Source organism: Psychrobacter sp. AntiMn-1 (assembly GCF_001854065.1).
Classification (GTDB): domain Bacteria; phylum Pseudomonadota; class Gammaproteobacteria; order Pseudomonadales; family Moraxellaceae; genus Psychrobacter; species Psychrobacter pacificensis.
Map to the genome: position 1 here is coordinate 519,980 of NZ_CP012969.1, position 23,240 is coordinate 543,219.

Here is a 23,240-nt window from a genome sequence, read left to right on the forward strand (position 1 = left end):
GATATATCCATGCGCCTAATCGAACTCAGACTCAAAAACCTCAATTCTCTCAAAGGTGAATGGCATATTGATTTTGCTGACACCGCCTTTACCAATGAGGGTATCTTTGCGATCACAGGACAGACTGGCGCTGGCAAGACCACCATCTTGGATGCGATTTGTCTGGCGCTATATGGTGAAACACCAAGGATCAACAGTATCAGCAAAAGCAGCAATGAAGTAATGACGCGGCAAACAGCGGAATGCTTCGCTGAAGTCGTGATTGATTTAAATGGTGAGCAGTACCGCTGCCGTTGGGGACAGCGCCGTGCTTATAATAAGGCAGATGGCAATCTGCAAGACGCCACTCATGAAATTGCTAAGATAAACGTTGATGACTCATCAAAAAAAGATGAGCTGTTAGAGAGCACGCTAAAACATACCAAAAATAAAATAATTGAACTGACTCGGATGGACTTTCAGCAGTTCACTCGCTCTATATTGCTGGCTCAGGGCAGTTTTTCAGCTTTTTTGAAGGCAAAAGCTGACGAGCGTGCCGATATTTTAGAAAAAATTACAGGCACTGATATTTATGCCACCATTTCAACACATGTTCATAATAAGAAGCGCACTGAAGAAGAGATATTGAGTAAACTGCAATATGGTTTAGATGGCTTGGCACTTTTAGATACCGAAGAAGAAGGTCAATTAAGAGCCGATTTGCAGTCATATCAAAGCACCCAGAGTACGCAGCAGCGAGAAATTCAAGATTTGGTCGAAAAGATAAAGTGGCTAGATAGCGTCACAGAATCAAAAGAAAAACTGAACACTTATCAAAATGATCTAGCGCAGGCTCAGCAAGCTCAGCAAGACTTTATCCATGACGCTACCCGCTTAACCGCTGCCAATAAGGCGTTGGAGATTGATAGTCAATACGGAAAGCTTGCCTCTGACCGCAATAATCTAAAACGTTTACAAAATGAACAGCAAGGAATTAACGATACGCTGCCGCAAACACAGAATAACTTACACCAAGCGAACGTGCTGCTAGATACCGTAAAAACTCGCGTACAAGCCGCTGATGAGGCGCTGCGATCCACCTTACCTAATATTAGAGAAGCGCGTAGGCTAGATATCGACATTACGCAGCAAACGCAGGGATTAAAAGAAGCGCAGCAAAGGGAGAATACTTTATCGGACCATACTCAGCGCTTACGCCTAGAGATTGATCACCATCAACAACAAGCAGTACAAAATAAATCCCAATTAGCAGATATAGCGCGCAATCTTAATGGTGCAAATGACTTAAATGACATCGACGGCGATATTGCTAATTTTAAGAGTTATTGCACCAGTTTAAAAGCACTACTCCAAGACAATGCTGATTTAAATATCAACAAGGCCAACCAAAAACACAATACAGACCAGTATCAAAGCCATCTTAGAACCTTGTATCCACTACAAAAGGATCAAGCGGCTAAAGAAAAAGCTCTGCAAGCTCAGATCGAGGAATTACAACAAAAGCAAGCCGAATTAATTGAAAGACAGTCTCTACCTGAGATACACAGCGAACAAGAACAGATAGATGGCCTCGATCGTCAGCTTGAACAAATAGAGTCAAAAGCAGATAAGCTCAATGAGCTTCGCGCACAGATCAAAGATATAGACACTGAGCTACCAGTAATACAAGACGATCTGGTAGTGCTGGCTGATATCATTACTAATAAATCATCCACTATCCAATCCACTAAAGACAAGCGGCAAGACAAACAAACACAGTTATATCTACTACAAAAAGTAGCCACTCTAGAAAGCCACATTGCTGATCTAAAAGACGGTCATCCTTGCCCGCTGTGCGGATCGCTTGAGCATCCTTATGGCGCAAACCACCCGCATTTGATATCAGATACCGAAGCAGATCAGATTCAGCAACAAATGATAGAGCTGGACACCACCATATCCGATTTGGAAAACAGCTTATCTGTACATCGTATCAGTCAAGCAACCAAACAGCAGCAGCTTGAGCGACAGCAAAATCAGAAAAACCTACTACAAGATCAAGCACAAAAACTGGCAGCTGATATCAAGCAGTCAGTGAGTTTAGTCCTGAAGGAAAACTACTCACCTTTTATCGCGGCAATGATACAACCATTGCAGCAATTTGAGACACATGTAGATATAATACCGGTGTTAAAGAGCACTCAACATCAATTGACCGAACGTAAAGCATCACTTAAAGGCACGCTGTCCAATTATCAGAGGCTTGGCGAGAAGCTCGCTACCATGCGCGAGGACATTAGCGCATTAGCACAACAGCAGCATAAGCTGGCAAGCGATATTAATGGGATTGAGACGAATATCAAAATAACATCCGTGAGTATAAATAATACAGATAAACACATTCACGATAATTTCTCTGAATTAACCACCCTTAAAAATGACATCATTCAGCTCTTAGAAAGATACGCGGCTGGCACGTTTCAGTCAAACGCAATCGCGCAGATACGCGCCTCGAAGCCAACTTTACATCCCCTGATGGAAAGTATTGATAGCCAAGTTATCCTAAACGAGGCGGATTATCATACGCATATCACGACATTGCGTCAGCAGCACGCAGCGCTTATAACCATAAAAAATGAGCTTAATAATTATAAAGAGCATCAGCAAAAGCTAGCGACAGAACTAGGCGGTCTAGAAATACAGATCGATACCAAACAAACCCAGTTGGATAAAGACCAACAGGAGCTTGATAGTCTGGTTCAACTCGTGATTGAAAAAATAAAGGCGCTTGAGCAGCTACAAACACACAGAGTCAATGTCTTCGCCGACAAAGATCCCGATGCAGAAGAGCAGCGTTTGCGCGAGGCATTAGAACAAGCGAAAACCGATCAGTCCGTTGCCCAAAGACAACTAGACAGTGCTGAATACACGCTCAAGCAGCTAAAAGACCAACGAGAGCAGATCACCCAGCAAATCAAAGCAGCAGCTGATACCGTGCAGGTTCTAGAAAACCAGTTCCAAACGGCACTTGCCTCCTCCAGCTTTGATACGGAAGCAGAATTTTTGGCGGCGCGCTTGCCTATGGATGAGCGTAATGCACTCAAACAGCAGCAAGAACGTATTGATTATGCACACAAGCAAGCGCAATCCTTATTGAAAGAAACCGAGAAAGCATTAGAAGATAAGCAAGCTAATCCGCTGACAACAGACGATAAAGAAACGCTTATCCAGCAGCAAGCGCAAGTCCAAGAGAAGTTTAATAGCTGCATTGAGTCAATTGGTGCAATCAGTCAGCAGTTACGAGACAATGAGGATAAGAAAAGCACGCAACAGGCACAGATTGATGCCATCAATGCCCAAAAAGAGAAGTTACAAGTGTGGCAACAGCTACATAAATTGATTGGCTCGTCTGATGGCAAAAAGTATCGTACCTTTGCTCAAGGACTTACCTTTGATCTGATGGTTAATCATGCCAACACTCAGCTGCAAAAAATGAGTGATCGCTACCTGCTGGCTCGTGATGACAATAGCCCGCTTGAGCTCAACGTCATTGACAATTATCAAGGTGGCGAGATTCGTAGTACCAAAAATCTCTCAGGCGGTGAAGGCTTTATCATCAGTCTGGCGCTCGCATTAGGCTTGTCACAAATGGCGAGCCAAAATATCCGCGTGGACTCGCTATTTTTGGATGAAGGTTTTGGTACCTTGGATGAAGAGTCTTTGGATATTGCGCTAGATACGCTGACCAACTTGCAACAAGAAGGAAAATTAATCGGGGTGATATCCCATGTACAGGCGCTAAAAGATCGTATCTTAACCCAAATTAAGGTCGAAAAGCTCTCGGGCGGCTTTAGCCGAATTAGTGGTCAAGGATGTCACAAAGTTGTCAGTGAAAAAGCCTCGTAATTTAAGCTAGTCAGTGTGCTACTTTCTACTCTACTTTCGATTAAACGATTTTGTTTAGACAATAAAAAACCACCAAACATTAAGAACGGTGGTTTTTTTGAACTTACAGATATTTATTTCTTAATGAGTAACTGATTATTTAGTGACTAAACCACTCAGCTCACTCATTAGTACTGACAGCGTTGACAGACCAATTTGATCTTCTTCATTGTTGCTATGCAGCTCATCTAACTTATTCATCTCTGTCGTGACTGCTGCAAGCTGATCGACGTGTCTTGCTTTCCATTCACTAAATGCTTGCTTGGCATCTGGTTTAGACAGTACCGCATCCATTAGTAGGCGCAAGCTACGTGACAACTCGTTCACTAACGCATGGCGTGCACGGCGATCCCAGTAGTCTTGCTGCGGTAAATTGGCAATATTGTCCATCATCCAATCTAACTGCAACACTTGATAGGCTTCAAAGTATAGGGTTGCAATCTCATCAACAGGACGCTCATATTGCTCAGCTAGCAATGCAGCATCAAGCGCATCGACATGATACGGTAGCATCGCAAATAAGGTAGCATCGTTGTCAGACAGATCTTTTTGCATCAAACGCTCGGTGTCTTCTTGCAGATACTGTGCAAACTGCTGCTCAATAAAGCCACTTTGCTTAGTCAGTTTTTCAACACTATCGCTAAAGCGGCTAATCATATCAGCAACTTGCAAGTTTTGACCGAAGGCGTTGATGAACCAGACCACACCGCGCTCAAGCGCATCACGTAGACGCAGCTCAAGGTTCAGCAGTAGTGTTGCTTCAACTTGGTTATCTAGTGCTTCTAATGCTTGCCAAGCGCGCGATACGTTGAATACATCACGGCTAATCGCATAACCACGCACGATAGTCGCTAGGGATTGATCGGTTTCCTCAAACAGACGGAATAGCGCCTCAATACCTAAGCGGTTGACCACACTGTTGGTCAAGTAAGTGCTGATGATTTCACGATGCAAGCGGTGCTCAGTCATCTCATCAAAAAAGCGTGATGCAAGCTCATCTGGGAAGTACTTACGTAGCTCGTTAATGAAGTACGGATCATCTGGTAAATCAGATGATAACAGATTGTCATAGACCCACATTTTGCCATAAGCCAAGACGACGGCGAGCTCAGGATTGGTCAGACCGGTATCTGCTTTTTGACGCTTCGTAATCTCTTCGTCTGATGGTAGATACTCAATTGCACGATCCAGGCGCCCTTCACTCTCTAACATTTGGATGAAGCGCTGATGATCGCTTAGATTGGCTGCGGCGCGAATATGACTCAGCTCAATGGCTTGTGGTTGCAAGTAGTTCTGACGTAGTACCAATTCTGCTACGGTGTCAGTCATACTCTCAAGCAATTCATTACGCTGCTTCAGCGTCATATCGCCTTGCTCGACCACTTTGCCAAGTAAGATTTTGATATTGACTTCATGATCCGAGCAGTTTACACCGCCTGAATTATCGATGGCATCTGTATATATGCGTCCGCCCGTTTGAGCGTATTCGATACGACCTTGCTGGGTTAGACCTAAGTTACCACCTTCACCAACGACGGCTGCACGTAGCTCATTACCATCGATACGTAGCGAATCATTGGCACGATCGCCAACATCGGCATGCGTCTCATTTGCACTTTTGACATACGTACCGATACCACCATTCCAAATCAGATCGACAGGCGCACGTAATAACGCACTGATCAAATCGTTCGGTGTAAGGCTGTCTGCACTGATATCAAAGAGCGATTTCATCTCAGGACTGATAGCGATAGTCTTGTCTTGGCGCGAGAATATCCCACCACCTTGACTGATCAATGATGCTTCATAATCTGCCCATGATGAGCGCGGTAGCTCAAACAAGCGTGCGCGTTCCGCGTATGAGGCCGCCGTGTCTGGATTAGGATCAATAAAGATATGCAGGTGGTTAAAGGCAGCAACGAGCTTAGTATGCGTTGAGAGCAGCATACCATTACCGAATACATCCCCACTCATGTCACCAATACCGACCACGGTAAAGTCATCACGGTTTTGGATATCCATACCGCGCATACGGAAGTGACGTTTGACCGACTCCCAACCACCGCGCGCTGTGATACCCATGGCTTTATGGTCATAACCTACTGAACCACCTGAAGCAAAAGCATCATCCAGCCAGAAGTTGTACTCTGCTGCGAGTGCATTGGCGATATCAGAGAAAGTCGCTGTGCCTTTGTCCGCTGCGACAACCAAGTACGGATCATCTTCATCATAGCGTACAGTGTTGGCTGGCGGGACGATCGTTCCATCAACGATATTGTCAGTCACATCAAGCATACCGCGTAGGAATGTCTGATAACAGGCAATGCCTTCTGCTTGGAACGCTTCACGACCATCAGCCATGCTTTTGGTTTTGACAATAAAGCCGCCTTTAGAGCCAACAGGGACGATTACTGCGTTTTTGACCATCTGTGCTTTGACAAGGCCAAGTACTTCGGTACGGAAATCTTCCATACGATCTGACCAGCGCAGACCACCACGGGCGACTTTGCCACCACGTAGATGCACCGCTTCAACGCGCGGTGAATACACAAATATCTCAAACATGAGCTTTGGTTTAGGCAGATTTGGAATGTCTGCTGCCAAGAACTTAAACGACAAACGATCTTTGCGTTGACCGTCGCAATCTACTTGATAGAAGTTGGTACGAACCATGGCATTAATCAGATCCAAGTACCAGCGCAAGATACGATCTTCGTCTAGGCTATCGACATCTGCTAACGCAGCGGTGATTTTCTCTTGAATTTTCGTTGTTTTTTCTTGGCGCGTCTCATCACTATATTCAGGGTTCATGCGCGCATCAAACAAGCTGCCCAATGCCACACTGATATCACTGTTTTTAACGACAGTTTGTTGGATATAGGCGCTAGAGAATGGCGCACGAGCTTGTAGCATATAGCGAGACAGCGCACGTAATACGACGACATCGTAAGTGTCGAGCTTGGTCGTTAGTACCAACTCATTGAACGAATCGCTCTCAACACGGCCTGCCCAAATTTGCTTGAGGCTGTCTTCGAACTGACCACGCACGACTTGCATATTGACCGTATCGACATGCTCTAGCGTCAGCTCGTACTCTTGCATCCAGATAGGCTGCTCTGGCAAATCAAACTCATAAGTTTGTGCTGAGATAACCGATACACCAAAGTTTTCAAGTATTGGTAGCACTTTTGATAGGATAACAGGCTGCTCGCGACCGTATAGCTTTAGGTGAAGTTGGTTACGTGCATCGCCTGTCGACTGGTATAAATGCCAAATCATTGGGTTTTCTGCGGTCAGTCCCGCCAGACGCTTCGTATCTTCGACTGCGGTACGAGCATCAAAACGCTCTTGGTACGCAGCAGGAATATAGTCTAAAAAGCGACGAGTCAAAGCGTTGGCTTGTTGCTCACCCACATTATCGAGTAGCATTTTTTGATAATTATCATCCCATGACTGCATAAGTGCTGACAATTTGGCTTCAAGTGTCGCGATATTAACGTCATTCACTTGACCTGGCACTGTGCGCACATGGACATGGACGCGGGCGTGCGCAGATTCATTGAATTCAGTGGTAAAACCTGAAGACAAACCGTTATAAGCATCTTTTAGAACGTTTTGTACTTTGATGCGTAGCTCAGTGTTGAACTTATCACGTGGAATATAAACTAAGCACGAGACAAAACGTTGGTAATGGTCGATACGGCTAAATAAGCGTAAGCTCTTTTTGTCTTGTAATTGGCTAATACCTGAGACAATTGGGTACAGCTCTTCGACGCTGGCTTGGAACAGATCATCACGTGGCAAGGTATTAATCACATGCATCAATTTATGATGAGCATGACCATCACGTGGCAATTCTGCCATGGCCATAATCTGGTTGGCCTTTTCGCGTAGTAGCGGTATTTGCTGTACGGTAAGCTGATACGCTTGCGATGTCAGCAAACCGATAAAGCGATACTCACCAATCAATTTACCATTATCATCGAACTTATGGATACCCAAAAAGTCCATATATACCGAGCGATGTATCGGAGATACACGGCTTGATTTAGACAGCATCAACACGCGCGGCTCAGTTAATAATTGTTTTAGCCCTTTAGGCAGTTGATTGAAGCTTTCTGATATCTTGTCTTCTTCTGAACCGCGCAATAGACCAAGACCGCTATTACCAATGGCAAATAAATCCAAATTAGTAGGTTCGGTGACTTCGTTTTCGTGACCGCCTTCTAAACGGTACTCGCGATAACCTAAGAAGATAAAGTGGTCATCTAATATCCAATCTAAAAATGCTTGGATTTCTTGTTGTGAGTAGAACACTTCTGGCAGTGGTTTGCTAGACAGTTCAGCTTTAATGTCATTTAACTGCGCACGCATTTGTTTCCAGTCGCCAACGACGGTATCAAGCGTGTCAATTTTAGACATAAGCATTTGTTGTAATGCTTCCAAGCTTTCATTATCTTGATAAGCAATTTCACAATGAATCAACGACATATGAGAAGTGGCACTTTCATGTGCGCCTTCAACATAAGTAATCTGGCCGTCCTCATCGCGTTTAACACTTACGATGATATTGTAAGTACGATGCACATCGATACCTTCAGCTTCAAGGCTCATCAAGATCGTATCGACTAAAAATGGTCTATCATATGCCACGATCTGAATGACCGTGTGCGAGCTATGAAAGTGCTGCTCTTCTGCTAAGGGATTCAATACTGCCAGTTGTGGTTTGCTGCAATCATAGGCTTTGAGCAATGTAAAGTGATGTAGCGCCATGCCCGCCAAATCAGCATTACTGATCGCCTCTGCAGTTTCTTCATGCAGCGGCTCATAGTAGCTATGGATAAAATGATCAAATAGCGATTTGTCTTTTTGGACATAACTGGTAGCAATATCGCTTATCTGGCTAATGCGCTCTTTTGCGATACTGAGGGAGTTTGGCATTGTCCTTCGTCCTTTTTATAGGTTTGGTTTATCTATTTATGTTTATCAATCTGTGTTAATTACCGTCATTGCATATAGGGCTTTATATAGTCAATCAATATTAAAAGTGGTATAAGGCAGACGAGTGCAAGTACTACGGTAGTAGGCTAAACGAGTCTAACGCTGTAACACTTTAATAGTGGTTCGACTATAACTTGTGATGCAATGGCAATATATCCAGTCACGCGACTTATTCTTTTATTATGACGTCTAAAGACTTTCTCCTTTTTTACTCTTATTTTTATGAATATGTAGCCATCAGGATTTAATGCCATCAATATAGTGAAGTTTAACGCACCTGCGGCGCGAGCTAAAGCGTACAACATCATTTCATGAATCAACGACATGTCGATAACCTTTGCTAATGAGACAATGATGTTCAATGCCATAGCATTAGCATTAGCATTAGCATTAGCATTAGCATTAGCATTCGAGATTAGGTGCTGGCAAGTGGATACTCATAGTAATCAATACTGTTTTTTTGTTAGAATATGCCGATATATCTACGAGCGTACGAATAGCTCATTATTAACTTTAATGCTAAGGGCAAGAGGTATGATGAATATTTTGGTGATTGGTTCAGGTGGTCGTGAACACGCGCTGGCATGGCAGTGTGCAAAAGATGACAATGTCGAAAATGTCTATATCGCTCCTGGTAATGCTGGCACGGCCCTTGAACCTAAATGCCAAAACGTTGTCTTAACGTCTACTGATGCCAGTGAGCACAGCGCTGTTATCGAATTTTGCCAAAACAATGATATTGACATGGTCATCGTCGGACCAGAAGCACCTTTGGTCACTGGTATCGTTGATGCGTGCCGTGATGCTGGTATCAAAGCATGGGGTCCAACAGCCTACTGCGCTCAATTAGAAGGTTCGAAAACCTTTGCCAAAGAATTCATGGAACAAAACAATATTCCAACGGCTGCTTATCAAGGATTTACAGACGCTACTGTTGCCAAAGCTTATGTTGATGAGCAAGGCGCGCCTATTGTTATCAAAGCTGACGGGCTTGCTGCTGGTAAAGGCGTCATTGTTGCTGAGACTATTGAGCAAGCGCATGAAGCGATTGACGATATGCTAGCGGACAACAAATTCGGTGATGCTGGTAGTCGCGTGGTCATCGAGCAGTTCTTGCAAGGTGAAGAAGCCAGCTTTATTTGCATGATTGATGGTGACAATATCTTGCCAATGGCGACCAGCCAAGATCACAAACGTGCTTTTGAAGGGGATACGGGTCCCAACACTGGCGGTATGGGTGCTTATTCACCTGCGCCAGTCGTGACCAAAGACGTTCATGACAAAGTGATGTCACAAGTCATTCAGCCAGTCGTCGATGCGATGAAAGACGCAGGACACCCTTATACTGGATTTTTATATGCTGGTCTTATGATTGATAAAGCAGGCGATCCTTATGTCATTGAATTCAATTGCCGATTTGGTGATCCAGAAACGCAGCCTATTTTGATGCGCCTGCAGTCATCAATGGTAGACTTGGTTGCACAAGGGTTGGCAGGTCAACTGCCTAGCGAAGCCAAATGGGACAACCGCCCTGCTCTAGGTATCGTAGTTGCATCGAAAGGCTATCCTGAAACATCATCAAAAGGCGATGTGATTGCTGGCTTGCCAGAGCTGGACACTACGAACGATAATGCGGTTAAAGTCTTTCATGCTGGTACGGCATTCTCGAATGACAATGAGAACGAAGTTGTGACTAACGGTGGTCGTGTATTGTGCGTGACTGCTTTAGCAAATAATATTTCTGAAGCTCAGCAAGCAGCACTAGCAGTCACTGCTGCGATTAGCTTTGATGGTGCGCAATATCGCCGTGATATCGGGCATCATGCCATTGCTCGTGAAAATGCTTGATGAGTTAATCCTTGTCAGATAACGTGAATTTTTCACTCCATATGTCTGATTAAGCAAATATGACTGATACGATATACATTATTTGACCTAGCATCATGCATGCTAGGTCTTATTTTTTGACAGTCATTTTTAGGTCTATTTTTGATGAAATGCTCATAAAAAATGAGATAGCGGCTTAACGATAGACCAAACATGAGCACAACTCTCAACATTAAATCGGTAAAATATCACGCAATTATTTTGACTTACAAAGTAACTATCAACAGCCTGTGTGCGCTCATAAAACCCATGCACTTTATATGATACAATTTTATACCCGTGCATCACATCTCCCTTGTATTGTAGGTCTCGAACCCGCAAATCAATACCAACTGGATGAATGATTATATTTATGGCAAATGATACGTCTAAACCTTCTAACAATAAGCAATCAATCGATAGTCTAAAAACCTCAGGGTTTGATCGCCGCATGTCGATTGCTAAAACCTCCTTAAATATTGGTCGTCGTTGGGCGGGTAATAGTGTGTCTGGCATGTTTTTGAATAAAGAAGCACGGACCGCACGTAACCAAGCATTTATGGAAGCTCAAGCGAGTTATCTGGCATCAGAGCTTGGTAAATTGAAAGGTTCAGTTGTCAAAATTGGTCAAATGCTAGCCATCTATGGTGAACATATATTGCCACCAGAGATTACGCGTGCCTTGCAAACGCTCAATGATGATACGGCGACGCTTACCTGGCCGACAATTGAGCAAACATTGCGCCAGCTATTGGGTGAAAAACTAAATGAGCTTGATGTTGACCCTGTTCCTATTGGAACGGCTTCTCTTGCCCAAGTCCATCGGGCGACAGTATTAGCAACTGGTGAACAAGTCGTGTTGAAAATTCAGTATCCGGGGGTGGCCGATGCCATCAACTCTGATCTCGCCCTATTTAAGCGACTACTAAAGGTAAGTAACATCGTCCCCCAAACGCGCGCGCTCGATGCTTGGTTTGAGGAAATACGGGACCTACTCCACCATGAAGTCGATTATGAAGCAGAAGCAGCAACAACAGAGCGTTTCTACGATCGTCTAAGCAATGATCCACGTTATATCGTGCCTAAAATTAATCGTAATTACTCAAAAAAACGTCTGCTATGTATGTCATATGAGCCAGGTATCACTGTCGTGTCTGAAGCACTACAGCTATTGCCTCACGAGCGCCGCAGTGCAATTGGTCAAGCTGCCATCGAAATTATGATGCAAGAGATTTTTGTCTGGGGTGAAATGCAGACGGACCCTAATTTTGGTAACTATTTAGTTCGAGTTAGTGAAAGTACAGATGATATGGATAAACTTGTTTTGCTAGATTTTGGTGCTATTCGCCAATTTGACAGTAATTTGCTTACGATTGCCCGTGGACTATTGAGGGCAGGATATCACCACAACCATCAGGCGATGATTCTAGCGATGACGGGTTATGATTTCTTCGATAGTATGAGTGATAAAGTACGCTCTGATATTGCCTCATTGTTCCTATTGGCTACCGAGCCATTCAGTGATCCTGAGAAAAATGATGACATCCCTACAGATTGTTTGGATGAGCAAAATCGCTATATTTGGGCCAATAGCAAATTGCATTCACGCTTATCCACTAAAGCTACTCGTGCGATGCAATCTTTTGAATTTAACCTTCCTCCAAAAGAATTCATGTTTATTAGCCGCAAATTTATTGGTGCATATACTTTTTTAACAGTGCTTGACGCACATACCAACCCTAGTACCTTGGTCAAACCTTATTTATAGTTTTTAGTAGTGCAAAATTTTGGCTGTCTTTTAGTGAAGGATTTTTTTATTTATATTTTCTGCTTAGGCTATTTTATATTTAATTTTCGCATTATATTGTAATATTGTAATGACACACTTTTAACTATATTTTTTATTACTTAATTTTTTATTACTTAGGCTATTTTTCGTCTATTATTAAGCTTGCCAATTATCAAACCGGGTTTTATACCATTTTGGCTTACGGATGCTTAACTCCCAGCATACCTCTTGCCGCGCTAGGTACTTCACTTCAAAATGCGTACGCTGGCTGTCGACAGGCACTCGGTAGCGAGTATTTGGTAGGCACCAAAGCTTAGCTGCTTGATGCTCTGCATTGTCCATATAGGATTGAATATTGGTGGCCAGTATTATCTCTCCCCCTACTTGCAAGCGAGATAGTAGAAACTCAAAAAAGGGCATATTTAGCCATTGCTGATTGGGATTATGCTGTTCAGGGTTGGGATAAAGAATAAATATTTTAGCCACACTATTGGGTTTTAGCGCATGCACCGTCCAAGCAATCGCATCTGCATGGATCGCATCTAGGTTTGGTAGATCTTGCAGTGTAGCCAGCCTTGAGAAAGCATCAAACTTATTGCGTGTGCGCTCAATGGCGATCAAATGCTTATCAGGATTTTGCAGGGCAAAGCTAAGTGCATGCTTGCCCTTCCCTGCTCCAATCTCCAAGATTAACGGCTTTTCGTCTTTATTATCACTGATGATTTTTGGAATCATAAAGTCGCGCGGTGCGGAGAGTCGTTGTGGTTGAAAGGCACGCGCTTGCTGATGTGTGAACTCGATATTGTCTGTCATCTACTATCCTTAAAGCATTTGTCTTTTGTCATTATTCTGCCCCATGCTATTATATAGCCAATCTAATTGAATAGTAATATACCGACAACTAGTACTCCTCAATTCATCACAATTTATATGATAATAAATAACTATCGTGCGCAAATGATACTAATAACATCAAGGATACTCCCACCTTTATTATGACTGACTCTAATACCAACACTGCACCCAAAACCTACCCTTGCCCACGTTGTGGCACTCAAACTGCTTGGCAAGACAACAAATATAAGCCATTTTGTAGTGGTCGCTGTAAGCTGATCGACTTAGGTGCTTGGGCAAATGAAGACTATACGTTACCTGCAGAAACCACACCTTTTTCTGACGAGCTATAACCTACCTCTTTACTCAATTTATTATACCAAGGATGTTTTACATGTCTGCTACTTACCTAATGCCCACTTATAATCGTCAACCCATCAGCTTTACCCGCGGTGCAGGCAGTTGGCTCTATACAAAAGACGATACGCCATACTTAGATGCCTTAACTGGTATCGCGGTATGTGGATTAGGACATTGCCATCCACAAGTGACCGATGCTATTCAGCAGCAGGCAGCGACCTTGGTTCATACCAGTAATTTGTTCGGTATTGACTGGCAAGAGCGCGCAGGAGAGATACTATGTATGTCAGCTCAAATGGATAGTGTTTTTTTTGCCAATAGTGGCGCTGAAGCCAATGAAGCCGCATTAAAACTTGCACGCCTGTATGCGTCGCAACAAGGCTTTGCACGCCCAAAAGTCATCGTGATGGAGCAGTCATTCCACGGCCGTACATTGCTATCACTATCGGCCACTGCTAACCCAAAAGCCCGCGAAGGGTTTTATACGCTAGATGACGACTTTATCCGTGTGCCATTTGGTGACATTGCCGCGGTAAAGCAAGCGGCGTTAGACCATGAGGACATCTGCGCCATTTTTGTAGAGCCGATCCAAGGTGAAGGTGGTCTTAATACTGCGGCCAATGGCTTTACCTATTTAGAAGAGCTACAAGCAGAGTGTGATGCTCATAACTGGTTATTCATGCTTGATGAGGTGCAAACCGGTAATGGTCGTACTGGCAAGTATTTTGCCTATCAGCATAGCAATGCGCGCCCTGATGTATTAACCACTGCCAAAGGCTTGGGCAATGGATTTCCAGTCGGCGCTTGTATGGTACGTGGGCGTGCCAATGGATTATTTGGCGCAGGGAGCCATGGCTCTACTTACGGTGGTACGCCATTAGCCAGTCGCGTGGTACATAGCGTGTACGATGTACTTGCAAATAGCGACATCATGGAGAATGCGGTGACGGAAGGATTGTTTATCCGAGAAAGTCTCGCCAATGCACTAGGACAACACGGCGTAAGTAGCCGCGGTGCTGGTATGATGATTGGTATTGCGCTACCTGAAGACATGGATTGTAGCCAATTGGTAGATCGTGCCCGTGACGAGCAAAAACTTATCATCAATGTGACAGGTGGCCATGTGGTACGTTTGCTACCACCGCTCAATATGAGCCGTGATGAAAGCACACAAGTCGCTGAACGATTGATCAACTTATTAAAGCCAACATTCTAAAGCTTGCTTGAATATGTAGCATGTAATAAAAAAGCCTATGGACAATTCTATCCATAGGCTTTTTGCTGACCGATTATTGAAACAACCAATATTTAGTCTGCATAACACTTAGTTTGCATGAAAATATTTCTTCAGTACTTCTAGGCAACGAGTGATTTTAGCTGGTTGTTGGTCGCGGTTTAAGGTAACGGCATATAGTACAAAGCTCGGCAACTGATAACCAGTCAATACCTCTACCAACTCTCCACTCTCAAGCTCTTTTTTGATGTCCATTTCCATCATTCTCACCAAGCCATGACCTTCTTTAGCTAAGGTTGTCGCCATGAAGACATTGTTGGTGTAGATACGTGAGTTCATTTTTACACGCGTTTTTTTGTTGGTCTCTGTCTGAATCATATCAATCTGATTGGCATCTTTCATGATTTCAATACAAATTAATTGATGATCAGCCAAATCTTTTGGTGTATTAATCTTAGGATGCTGACGCAGATATTGGGGTGAAGCCACGAGTAACTGGCGCACATCGGTGAGCGGATAGCTACTTAGACTCGAGTCATTAATCGATGGACTCATGCGAATCGCGATGTCGATACGTTCATCAATCATATCGATATAATGATTGTCTGCGAGATAAGTGACACTCAGATCATCATGCGCAGCCATCCATGTAGAAAGCGCTGGCAATATATGATTTACGCCAAGCTCAGGCGTCGTCGACACCCGTAGACTACCTGCTAGCTCATCACGCAATTGATTAACTTTGATTCGACCTTGCTCAGCCGCGCTGACCACATCTTTTGCCGACTCATAAAAGCTCTCACCAGCTTCCGTTAAGCTGAGCTTACGAGTCGAGCGATGCAATAGCACAACGCCAAGCTCATTCTCTAGTGAACGAATTTGCTGACTGACTGCACTAGTAGTAATACCAAGCTCGCGAGCAGAACCACTAAAAGAGCCGTGTCCGACCACACTGGCGAACACAGCCATACCGCGTAAATTATCCAACATATTCTCACCTAAACTTCATTTCAGTTTTTAATATAACTTAACCATTATAACGAATTTTAATTTATATTATCGTTATTAAATATTTTTCATTTTTTAAGAAGGCAAATTGCTTATTCAAAAAAAACAAAAAAATATCAAGGCGATAGCACAATATCACCTTGATATTTTATATAAAACCATTGCTAAAACATATCTATATTTTTAAATGATGTTAATAACAGCTTTTTTTGAAACTTAATATAGCTGTACCTTACCCATTTTTCCTTCACCGCGCTCAGTCAAATATTGCATGACGGGTGTATGTCGCAACTTCATCTCAGCAACCGTTTTGGCTTGCTCCAAACGTTTTTGCTGGCGACGCTCTGGTGTTTTGTTATCGCTTTGCATAATACTACTATCAATTTTTAAATCAATCTCTGCACTTGTGAACTGTTGCTGCAGCTTAGCAGCTAACTGCTGGAAAGTCGCTTGTAAATGTCTACTATCGACACTGGTCAAAAAAGTGGCTGTGCCATTACATTGACCTACCATCGTACCTTGACGGGCAAGTGCCAGCTCGTCCTGTGCCAACACTTCTGCCTCACGAGCTGTCTGTAGCCAGTAATCCCATTTTTCCGAGTTCCACTCCCCTGTCAGCTCTTGAGGGGCGCAGCGTAATAAAGTACGAGGATCTTCATCTGATGGTACTGCTAACTGAGAATCATTTGCGTCAGGCTCAACAATTGGTTCAGGCTCAACAATTGGTTCAGGCTCAACAATTGGCTCAGGCTCAACAATTGGCTCAGGCTCAACAATTGGCTCAGGCTCAACAATTGGCTCAGGCTCAACAATTGGCTCAGGCTCAACAATTGGCTCAGAGCTAGTAGCTGAGTGTGCTACGCTATCATTTTGTCCAATAGAGTCATCTATGCTGAAGCTGTCATCATAAATGGGGCTTTGTAACTCATTATGACTTTGCACTTGATAGTCAATATCGTAAGGCTGTAATGGCGCTGACGCTTCATGCGTAATAGCACTTGAAGGCGGCATCGAAGTAGTCGGCTCTATAGTTGTCGCTTCTGTAGAAGGAACCTCACCATCATAAGTGTTACTCAATACTTCATCGACTGGTAATGGACGAAACGCCAGTAATCGCAAAATGCACATCTCAAGCGCTTGCATCGGCGTACTTGCAAGTTTGACACCTTCACGTGCTTGCACAACAATCTCATAGTATAGTTGTAGCACATCAGGGCTAATATGCTGGGCAAGTGTATAGATGTTTTTGGCTTGCGCCTCATTGACATTGAGAGCGACCTCAGGCAACAGCTGGGTCAATGCCAATTGATGGAGTAGCTCAGCAAGTCCATCAAACATACTCGTTGCATCAACCATTTGCGCACGCATTTGCTCAATATGAGTCGCGACGGCAGACTTGTCGTGATTATAAATATCTGTAATCAAGCGTACCAAGTCGGCAGAGTCAATAAGACCAAGCATTGCATTGACAGTGGCATCATCAAGTGACCCTTGACCAAATGCAATGGCCTGGTCTGTCAGTGACAATGCATCACGCACAGAGCCTTTAGCCGCACTTGCCAGTTGCCAAATGGCAGGCTGAGTATACCCAACCTGCTCTTTGGTTAAAATATTTGCTAAATGATCGCTAAGTAATGTTTGTGGTAATGGACGCAATACGAACTGCAAGCAGCGCGAAATAATCGTAATCGGTAATTTTTGTGGATCAGTGGTTGCTAGCAAAAACTTTACATGCTCAGGTGGCTCTTCTAACGTTTTGAGAAGCGCATTAAAGCTGTGGGTCGACAGCATATGCACTTCATCAATAAGATAGACCTTGTAACGGCCTTGGCTTGGCGCATAAGGCACATTGTCAAGCAGCTCGCGCGTGTCCTCGACCTTGGTACGAGAGGCGGCATCAATCTCGATAAGATCAATAAAGCGTCCTTGATCAATCGCCACACAATTATCACAAACCCCGCACGGCGTGCTAGTAATACCCGTATCACAGTTCAAGCATTTAGATAAAATACGCGCAATCGTCGTCTTACCCACACCGCGGGTACCAGTAAACAGATACGCATGATGCAAGCGATTATAATCAATCGCATTAATCAGCGCTTGCGAGACATGCGTCTGCCCAATCAACTCATGAAAGTTTTTGGGTCGGTATTTGCGAGCTAAAACTTGATATTGCTGCGACATAGCTATCCATTGTGCCAAGTAATTAATGTTCTTATTTTTAATACGATTTTTCGGTATTCATTATAGCAAAAAGCCAGCGCATTCGTCTGGCTTCTTGCTGATTTGATTATGACTCAGCCACGCTTAATAAGCGACTTTGTTTAACGACTCATTAATCATTTTTGCGGCGCATGTGTGGGAATAAAATCACATCACGGATACTGGCAGAGTCAGTAAATAGCATCACAAGGCGATCAATACCAATACCTTCACCAGCGGTTGGCGGCAGACCGTAAGACAATGCTTCGATATATTCTTCATCAAAGTGCATGGCTTCATCATCGCCTGCATCTTTTTCGGCAACCTGACCACGGAAGCGCTCAGCTTGATCCGCTGGATCATTGAGCTCGCTAAAACCATTCGCCAACTCGCGACCACCAATAAACAACTCAAAACGATCGGTAATCTCAGGATTGTCATCATTACGACGTGCCAATGGTGACGTTTCAGCTGGATATTCAGTAATAAACGTTGGTTGACGTAATTGGTGCTCAGCCGTTTCTTCGAAGATGATGGTCTTAAGCTTGCCCACACCGAACACCTCTTTGACCTGCTGTTTAAGGGTCACTGAGGCGTATTGTGCCAGATAGTCACGATCGTCGATACGTGACATATCAAAGTCTTTGGCATATTTTGCAATGGCGTCAGACATGGATAGACGAGCAAATGGCGCTTTTAGGCTGATGGCTTCTTCTTGATAGGTAATCTCTGTCGTACCCAAGACATCTATCGCTAGCTGATTAAACATGCGCTCAGTCAAGTCCATCAAATCATGATAATCAGCATAGGCTTGATAAAACTCAATCATGGTAAATTCAGGGTTGTGTCGGGTTGAGACCCCTTCGTTACGGAAGCTACGGTTAATCTCAAATACTCGCTCAAACCCACCAACGACCAAACGCTTGAGATAAAGCTCAGGCGCGATACGCAAGTATAATGGCATATCCAAAGCATTATGATGTGTCTCAAATGGACGAGCCACCGCGCCACCTGGAATGGGATGCATCATTGGCGTTTCAACTTCCATAAAACGCTCATTCAGCATAAACTGACGAATGCCGCTGATGATTTGGCTACGAACCATAAAGGTATCGCGAGTCGTTTCATTGGTCATCAAATCAAGATGACGGTTGCGATAGCGCGCTTCTACATCTGCTAGGCCATGGAACTTATTTGGCATCGGACGTAGGGTCTTAGTCAACAGCGTAATCTCTTCAATATGCACATATAAATCGCCTTTACCTGAGCGACCAATATAGCCTGACACACCAACAATATCACCCAAATCCAAAGATTTGATGCTTGCACGCATCTCCTCATCAAGCTCTTTACGTGCCACATATAATTGGATGCGACCTGTCATGTCTTGGATAACGATGAATGAGCCACGGTTTAACATGACACGGCCCGCCACATTGACCTGTGTTTTGTCACCATTCGCCGCTTTTTCTTCAATTTCTTGTTTTGACACACCATCAAAAGCCGTTTGCAAATCTTTTGCATAATGGGTGCGTTTAAAGGTATTTGGGTACGGCTGTTTATCTGAGGCAGTGATATCATCTAGCTTGGCTTGAAGTTGCGCGATCAGTTCATTGGTGTCTTCTGGCGCTTGGGTTTGGTCTTGGTTATTTGTTGACATAAAACTCTCATAATACGATAGCCGTAAACTATCTTTAGTTAATATTTGATACTCAAAACAATAGTATCTCAAATAGAGGAGACCTAGTGAATAAGACTTTCATAAGGAATGTGCAGCCCTTCATGTAGTTTTCTTATCATTGGCAAACTCAATCGGCGTTTACGATTTAATACTTCAGATACTTTACTTGCCGATCCCAAATAAGGTGTCAAATCCTTTCTACTTAAATTTAGATTTTCCATCTGAAAAATAATAGCATCGACAGCTTCGGCATGTTCGATAGGATAATATTTGTTTTCGTAAGCTTCAATTAAGGTTACTAGCACTTCACGCTCGTCAGCCTCAGGTGTACCCTCATCAGCTTGAAACACAGCTTGTAGCTGAGCAAATGCATGTGCTAGATCTTGATCATTACGAATTGGTTTAATATTCATTGACAACCTCCACATCAATTTTATCGTATTCACTATGAGTACCGATGAACTTGACCCAAGCAATACCAGCCTGATACTGCATCTCAACCACCAATCGGTATTTATTGCCTGCAATATTAAAAACGACTCTATTATTAGCGCAAATACTCGCATTCTTAAAATCGTTTTTGATATCTTGCGGCGATTGCCAACTGGCTTTTAGTGCAAAATCATGCCAAGCTTCTAGCTGACCTTTTGCATCACCATTGTTAGGCTGTTCCCAGAATTTACGTAAACTGCTTTTGGCAATAACTCTCATATGACTTAGTGTATAGTATCCAATTATATTCCCAATTTGGGAATATGGCAACGCTAATCGCTATACCCCTTCTTAACCTCACTCGCATAGTTCACCGCTATGGCTTACATTTCGCCGCCGATGCTGGCCATCAAGTCAGCCTGATGCTCACGTAACAGTGCATCAAGAATCTCATCCAAGTCACCTTCCATGATGGAGTCAAGCTTGTATAAGGTAAGGTTGATACGATGATCGGTCATGCGCCCTTGCGGGAAATTATAGGTGCGAATACGCTCTGAGCGGTCGCCACTACCGACCAAGTCACGGCGTATAGAGTCCGCTACATCGACCTGCGCTTGTACTTTGGCTTGCTGGATTTTAGAGACCAGCATTTTCATCGCATGTGCACGGTTTTTGTGCTGGCTACGCTCTTGTTGACACTCTACCACAGTACCCGTGGGAATATGCGTCAAACGTACGGCTGAGTCAGTGGTGTTAACGTGCTGACCACCCGCGCCACTTGAGCGAAAGGTGTCCATCTTAATATCCGCAGGATTGATATCAACGGTATCATCGATTTCAACTTCTGGCATGACTGCAACCGTACAAGCTGACGTATGCACGCGACCTTGACTTTCGGTCTCAGGGACACGCTGTACACGGTGAGCGCCAGACTCAAACTTTAAACGTCCATAGACGCTATTACCCGATACGCGAGTAATGATTTCTTTATAACCGCCGTGTTCACCTTCGTTCGCGGATAGAACTTCAACAGTCCAGCCCTGGGTTTGCGCGTATTTTTGATACATGCGGAACAAATCACCAGAGAAAATCGCTGCTTCATCACCGCCCGTCCCAGCACGAATCTCCAAGAATGCTGGCACCTTATCGTTAGGATCTTTTGGTAGCATCATGACATTAAGCGCTTCTTCCATCTCTACAATGGTATCACGTGCCGTTTCAATCTCATCGAGCATCATCTCTTTCATGTCAGGATCTGTCGCGTCAGCTAGCATCGCTTCTGCATCGGCTTGATCCGTTTCTGCATTCAGATAGTTCTGCCATAAGGTCGTGATGTCCATCAAGTCGCTGTGCTCGACAGACAATTCGCGAAATTTATTATTATCACTGATGACACTAGGATCTGATAACAAGGCGGTGACCTCTTCATAACGGTCTACCATCTGGTCTAAACGCAGGCGTAAGGATTCTTTCATAAAAGGACTTTTAATTGGATAAGAGGAATAAGCTCGTGATTATAGCAAATTTTTTGGGGTAAATTAAAACCTCTAAGCATTCTTCTCAATATTCGCAGCAATCTTGTCACTATACTCTCAAATATCTCTACTTATTCTTAAATAAAGATACTTGGTTCTGATACCATTAGTAGACAAAAAAATAGCTAAGAAGACTCTTAGCTATTTTTATCTATCAAAAACATCGTATTAAAACGTTAGACTTTACGAACCAATACTGAGCCAATAGAATAACCGGCACCAAATGAGCAAATAACACCTAGATCACCTGACGCTAGCTCATCCTTATAGCGATGGAATACAATCATTGGGCTCGCTGAGCTGGTATTGGCAAATTCAGCAATCACGCTTGGTGCGATTGATTTGTCAGCATCTTTACCGATGACAGTGCGTAAAATCAAATCTATCATGTTGGCATTAGCTTGATGTAGCCACATCATCTTAACATCAGAGGTCGGTATATCATTTTCTTGCAGATGCTCAGTGATAACTTCAGACACCTTTGGACAAACTTCACGGAATACTTTGCGACCATTTTGCAAAAACAGTTTATCAGTGACCGGCGCTTTGATGTCTGGATACATCTCCGTTTGCGCGGCTAGATACTCTGAGCGATCCATAAAGCCATATTCGTTTTTGATGTTGGTCGAAAACTGAGTAAATAGCTTAGCGTTTAGAATCTCATAACCCTTTGGCGTGTCTAATTCTTCAACAATAGTCGCCGTTGCTACATCACCAAAAATAAAGTGGCTGTCACGATTGCGCCAGTTTAGATGCGCCGAGGTAATCTCGACATTGACCACAGCCACACGTTTGGCAAGACCAGAGATGATAGAACCATGCGCTTGTGATAGGCCAAACGTTGCCGCACTACACGCAACGTTCATATCATAAGCGAAGCCGCCAACCATACCAATGGCATTTTGGATTTCAATAGCAACCGCAGGATAAGTGCGCTGGAAGTTTGAGCAAGCAAGGATAATACCATCTAGATCGTTGGCCTCAAGTCCAGCATCAGCCAATGCGTCTTTTAACGCAGCCGCGCCCATTTCTGCCATCACAGACAGCTCTTCACCTAAGTTACGATAGGCAATGACTGGTGCCATGATTTCAGGGTCTAAAATACCGTCTTTTTCCATCACATAACGTGATTTGATACCAGATACTTTTTCGATGAAAGCAGCTGAAGAAGGCTCAAGTGCCGTCATTGTCTCTGCAGCTATCTCTTCAGCATGTTCGGTATTATAGTTTTCAACATACTGGTTAAATGACTCAACTAGCTCTTCGTTACTAATACTGTAAGGTGGAATATAAAGACCAGTGCCTGTGATACAAGTCGTCATGATACGCTTCCTTGTCTACTACTGTGGTGCTTGGAATAAGCATAAAAGTGGA

Annotated in this window: 14 protein-coding genes; 5 read left to right on the forward strand and 9 right to left on the reverse strand. The window is 43.7% G+C overall.

Annotated elements, in window-relative coordinates:
• Nucleotides 1-9 precede the first annotated feature (9 nt).
• Nucleotides 10-3,885, forward strand: coding sequence for an SbcC/MukB-like Walker B domain-containing protein (locus AOT82_RS02075; protein WP_071001587.1), 3,876 nt, complete (start codon nt 10-12; stop codon nt 3,883-3,885).
• 135 nt (nt 3,886-4,020) lie between these two features.
• Here AOT82_RS02075 and AOT82_RS02080 read toward each other — a convergent pair whose 3' ends face one another.
• Nucleotides 4,021-8,865 (reverse strand): NAD-glutamate dehydrogenase, encoded by a 4,845-nt coding sequence (locus tag AOT82_RS02080; protein WP_071001588.1) that lies wholly within the window; start codon nt 8,863-8,865, stop codon nt 4,021-4,023.
• Nucleotides 8,866-9,462: 597 nt separating this feature from the next.
• Between AOT82_RS02080 and purD the strand changes: the two genes are divergently transcribed.
• Nucleotides 9,463-10,773 carry a phosphoribosylamine--glycine ligase gene (purD, locus tag AOT82_RS02090; protein WP_071001590.1) on the forward strand — a complete coding sequence of 437 codons (1,311 nt, stop codon included), beginning with the start codon at nt 9,463-9,465 and terminating at the stop codon, nt 10,771-10,773.
• A 391-nt stretch (nt 10,774-11,164) separates the two neighbouring features.
• Entirely contained in the window at nt 11,165-12,559 is a 1,395-nt protein-coding gene (locus AOT82_RS02095; protein ID WP_071001591.1) for an ABC1 kinase family protein, read from the forward strand.
• 177 nt (nt 12,560-12,736) lie between these two features.
• On the opposite strand, the gene AOT82_RS02100 is transcribed toward AOT82_RS02095, so the two are convergent.
• Nucleotides 12,737-13,393: an SAM-dependent methyltransferase gene (locus AOT82_RS02100; RefSeq protein ID WP_071001592.1), complete on the reverse strand. Its 657-nt coding sequence runs from the start codon at nt 13,391-13,393 to the stop codon at nt 12,737-12,739.
• 182 nt (nt 13,394-13,575) lie between these two features.
• Between AOT82_RS02100 and AOT82_RS02105 the strand changes: the two genes are divergently transcribed.
• Nucleotides 13,576-13,767: a DNA gyrase inhibitor YacG gene (locus AOT82_RS02105; protein WP_058025847.1), complete on the forward strand. Its 192-nt coding sequence runs from the start codon at nt 13,576-13,578 to the stop codon at nt 13,765-13,767.
• 41 nt (nt 13,768-13,808) lie between these two features.
• The gene (locus AOT82_RS02110; protein ID WP_071001593.1) at nt 13,809-14,990 is read left to right on the forward strand and encodes an aspartate aminotransferase family protein; all 1,182 of its coding nucleotides are present in this window, start codon (nt 13,809-13,811) and stop codon (nt 14,988-14,990) included.
• Between the two features lie 108 nt (nt 14,991-15,098).
• Here the strand turns inward: AOT82_RS02110 and AOT82_RS02115 are convergent, their stop codons facing one another.
• From AOT82_RS02115 to AOT82_RS02145, 7 genes are all read right to left on the reverse strand, one after another.
• Nucleotides 15,099-15,998: a LysR family transcriptional regulator gene (locus AOT82_RS02115; protein ID WP_071001594.1), complete on the reverse strand. Its 900-nt coding sequence runs from the start codon at nt 15,996-15,998 to the stop codon at nt 15,099-15,101.
• 234 nt (nt 15,999-16,232) lie between these two features.
• A complete protein-coding gene (gene dnaX, locus AOT82_RS02120) occupies nt 16,233-18,200 on the reverse strand; it encodes a DNA polymerase III subunit gamma/tau (RefSeq protein ID WP_071001595.1) in 1,968 nt (655 codons plus the stop codon).
• Between the two features lie 151 nt (nt 18,201-18,351).
• Nucleotides 18,352-19,878 (reverse strand): lysine--tRNA ligase, encoded by a 1,527-nt coding sequence (gene lysS, locus AOT82_RS02125; protein ID WP_071001596.1) that lies wholly within the window; start codon nt 19,876-19,878, stop codon nt 18,352-18,354.
• A gap of 83 nt (nt 19,879-19,961) precedes the next feature.
• Nucleotides 19,962-20,312 carry a helix-turn-helix domain-containing protein gene (locus AOT82_RS02130; RefSeq protein WP_071001597.1) on the reverse strand — a complete coding sequence of 117 codons (351 nt, stop codon included), beginning with the start codon at nt 20,310-20,312 and terminating at the stop codon, nt 19,962-19,964.
• Nucleotides 20,302-20,610 (reverse strand): type II toxin-antitoxin system HigB family toxin, encoded by a 309-nt coding sequence (locus AOT82_RS02135; protein WP_071001598.1) that lies wholly within the window; start codon nt 20,608-20,610, stop codon nt 20,302-20,304. The genes AOT82_RS02130 and AOT82_RS02135 overlap by 11 nt, the downstream gene beginning before the upstream one ends.
• A gap of 104 nt (nt 20,611-20,714) precedes the next feature.
• Nucleotides 20,715-21,806, reverse strand: a complete 1,092-nt coding sequence (gene prfA, locus AOT82_RS02140; protein WP_058024705.1) for a peptide chain release factor 1 — start codon at nt 21,804-21,806, stop codon at nt 20,715-20,717.
• A gap of 236 nt (nt 21,807-22,042) precedes the next feature.
• On the reverse strand, nt 22,043-23,188 hold the full coding sequence (locus tag AOT82_RS02145; RefSeq protein WP_071001599.1) for a beta-ketoacyl-ACP synthase III: 1,146 nt from the start codon (nt 23,186-23,188) through the stop codon (nt 22,043-22,045).
• Between the last annotated feature and the right edge of the window lie 52 nt (nt 23,189-23,240).

Coding starts and splice junctions, on each gene's coding strand:
- AOT82_RS02075 (WP_071001587.1), top strand. CDS start 10: ATGCGCCTAATCGAACTCAGACTCAAAAACCTCAATTCTCTCAAAGGT.
- AOT82_RS02080 (WP_071001588.1), bottom strand. CDS start 8,865: ATGCCAAACTCCCTCAGTATCGCAAAAGAGCGCATTAGCCAGATAAGC.
- purD (WP_071001590.1), top strand. CDS start 9,463: ATGAATATTTTGGTGATTGGTTCAGGTGGTCGTGAACACGCGCTGGCA.
- AOT82_RS02095 (WP_071001591.1), top strand. CDS start 11,165: ATGGCAAATGATACGTCTAAACCTTCTAACAATAAGCAATCAATCGAT.
- AOT82_RS02100 (WP_071001592.1), bottom strand. CDS start 13,393: ATGACAGACAATATCGAGTTCACACATCAGCAAGCGCGTGCCTTTCAA.
- AOT82_RS02105 (WP_058025847.1), top strand. CDS start 13,576: ATGACTGACTCTAATACCAACACTGCACCCAAAACCTACCCTTGCCCA.
- AOT82_RS02110 (WP_071001593.1), top strand. CDS start 13,809: ATGTCTGCTACTTACCTAATGCCCACTTATAATCGTCAACCCATCAGC.
- AOT82_RS02115 (WP_071001594.1), bottom strand. CDS start 15,998: ATGTTGGATAATTTACGCGGTATGGCTGTGTTCGCCAGTGTGGTCGGA.
- dnaX (WP_071001595.1), bottom strand. CDS start 18,200: ATGTCGCAGCAATATCAAGTTTTAGCTCGCAAATACCGACCCAAAAAC.
- lysS (WP_071001596.1), bottom strand. CDS start 19,878: ATGTCAACAAATAACCAAGACCAAACCCAAGCGCCAGAAGACACCAAT.
- AOT82_RS02130 (WP_071001597.1), bottom strand. CDS start 20,312: ATGAATATTAAACCAATTCGTAATGATCAAGATCTAGCACATGCATTT.
- AOT82_RS02135 (WP_071001598.1), bottom strand. CDS start 20,610: ATGAGAGTTATTGCCAAAAGCAGTTTACGTAAATTCTGGGAACAGCCT.
- prfA (WP_058024705.1), bottom strand. CDS start 21,806: ATGAAAGAATCCTTACGCCTGCGTTTAGACCAGATGGTAGACCGTTAT.
- AOT82_RS02145 (WP_071001599.1), bottom strand. CDS start 23,188: ATGACGACTTGTATCACAGGCACTGGTCTTTATATTCCACCTTACAGT.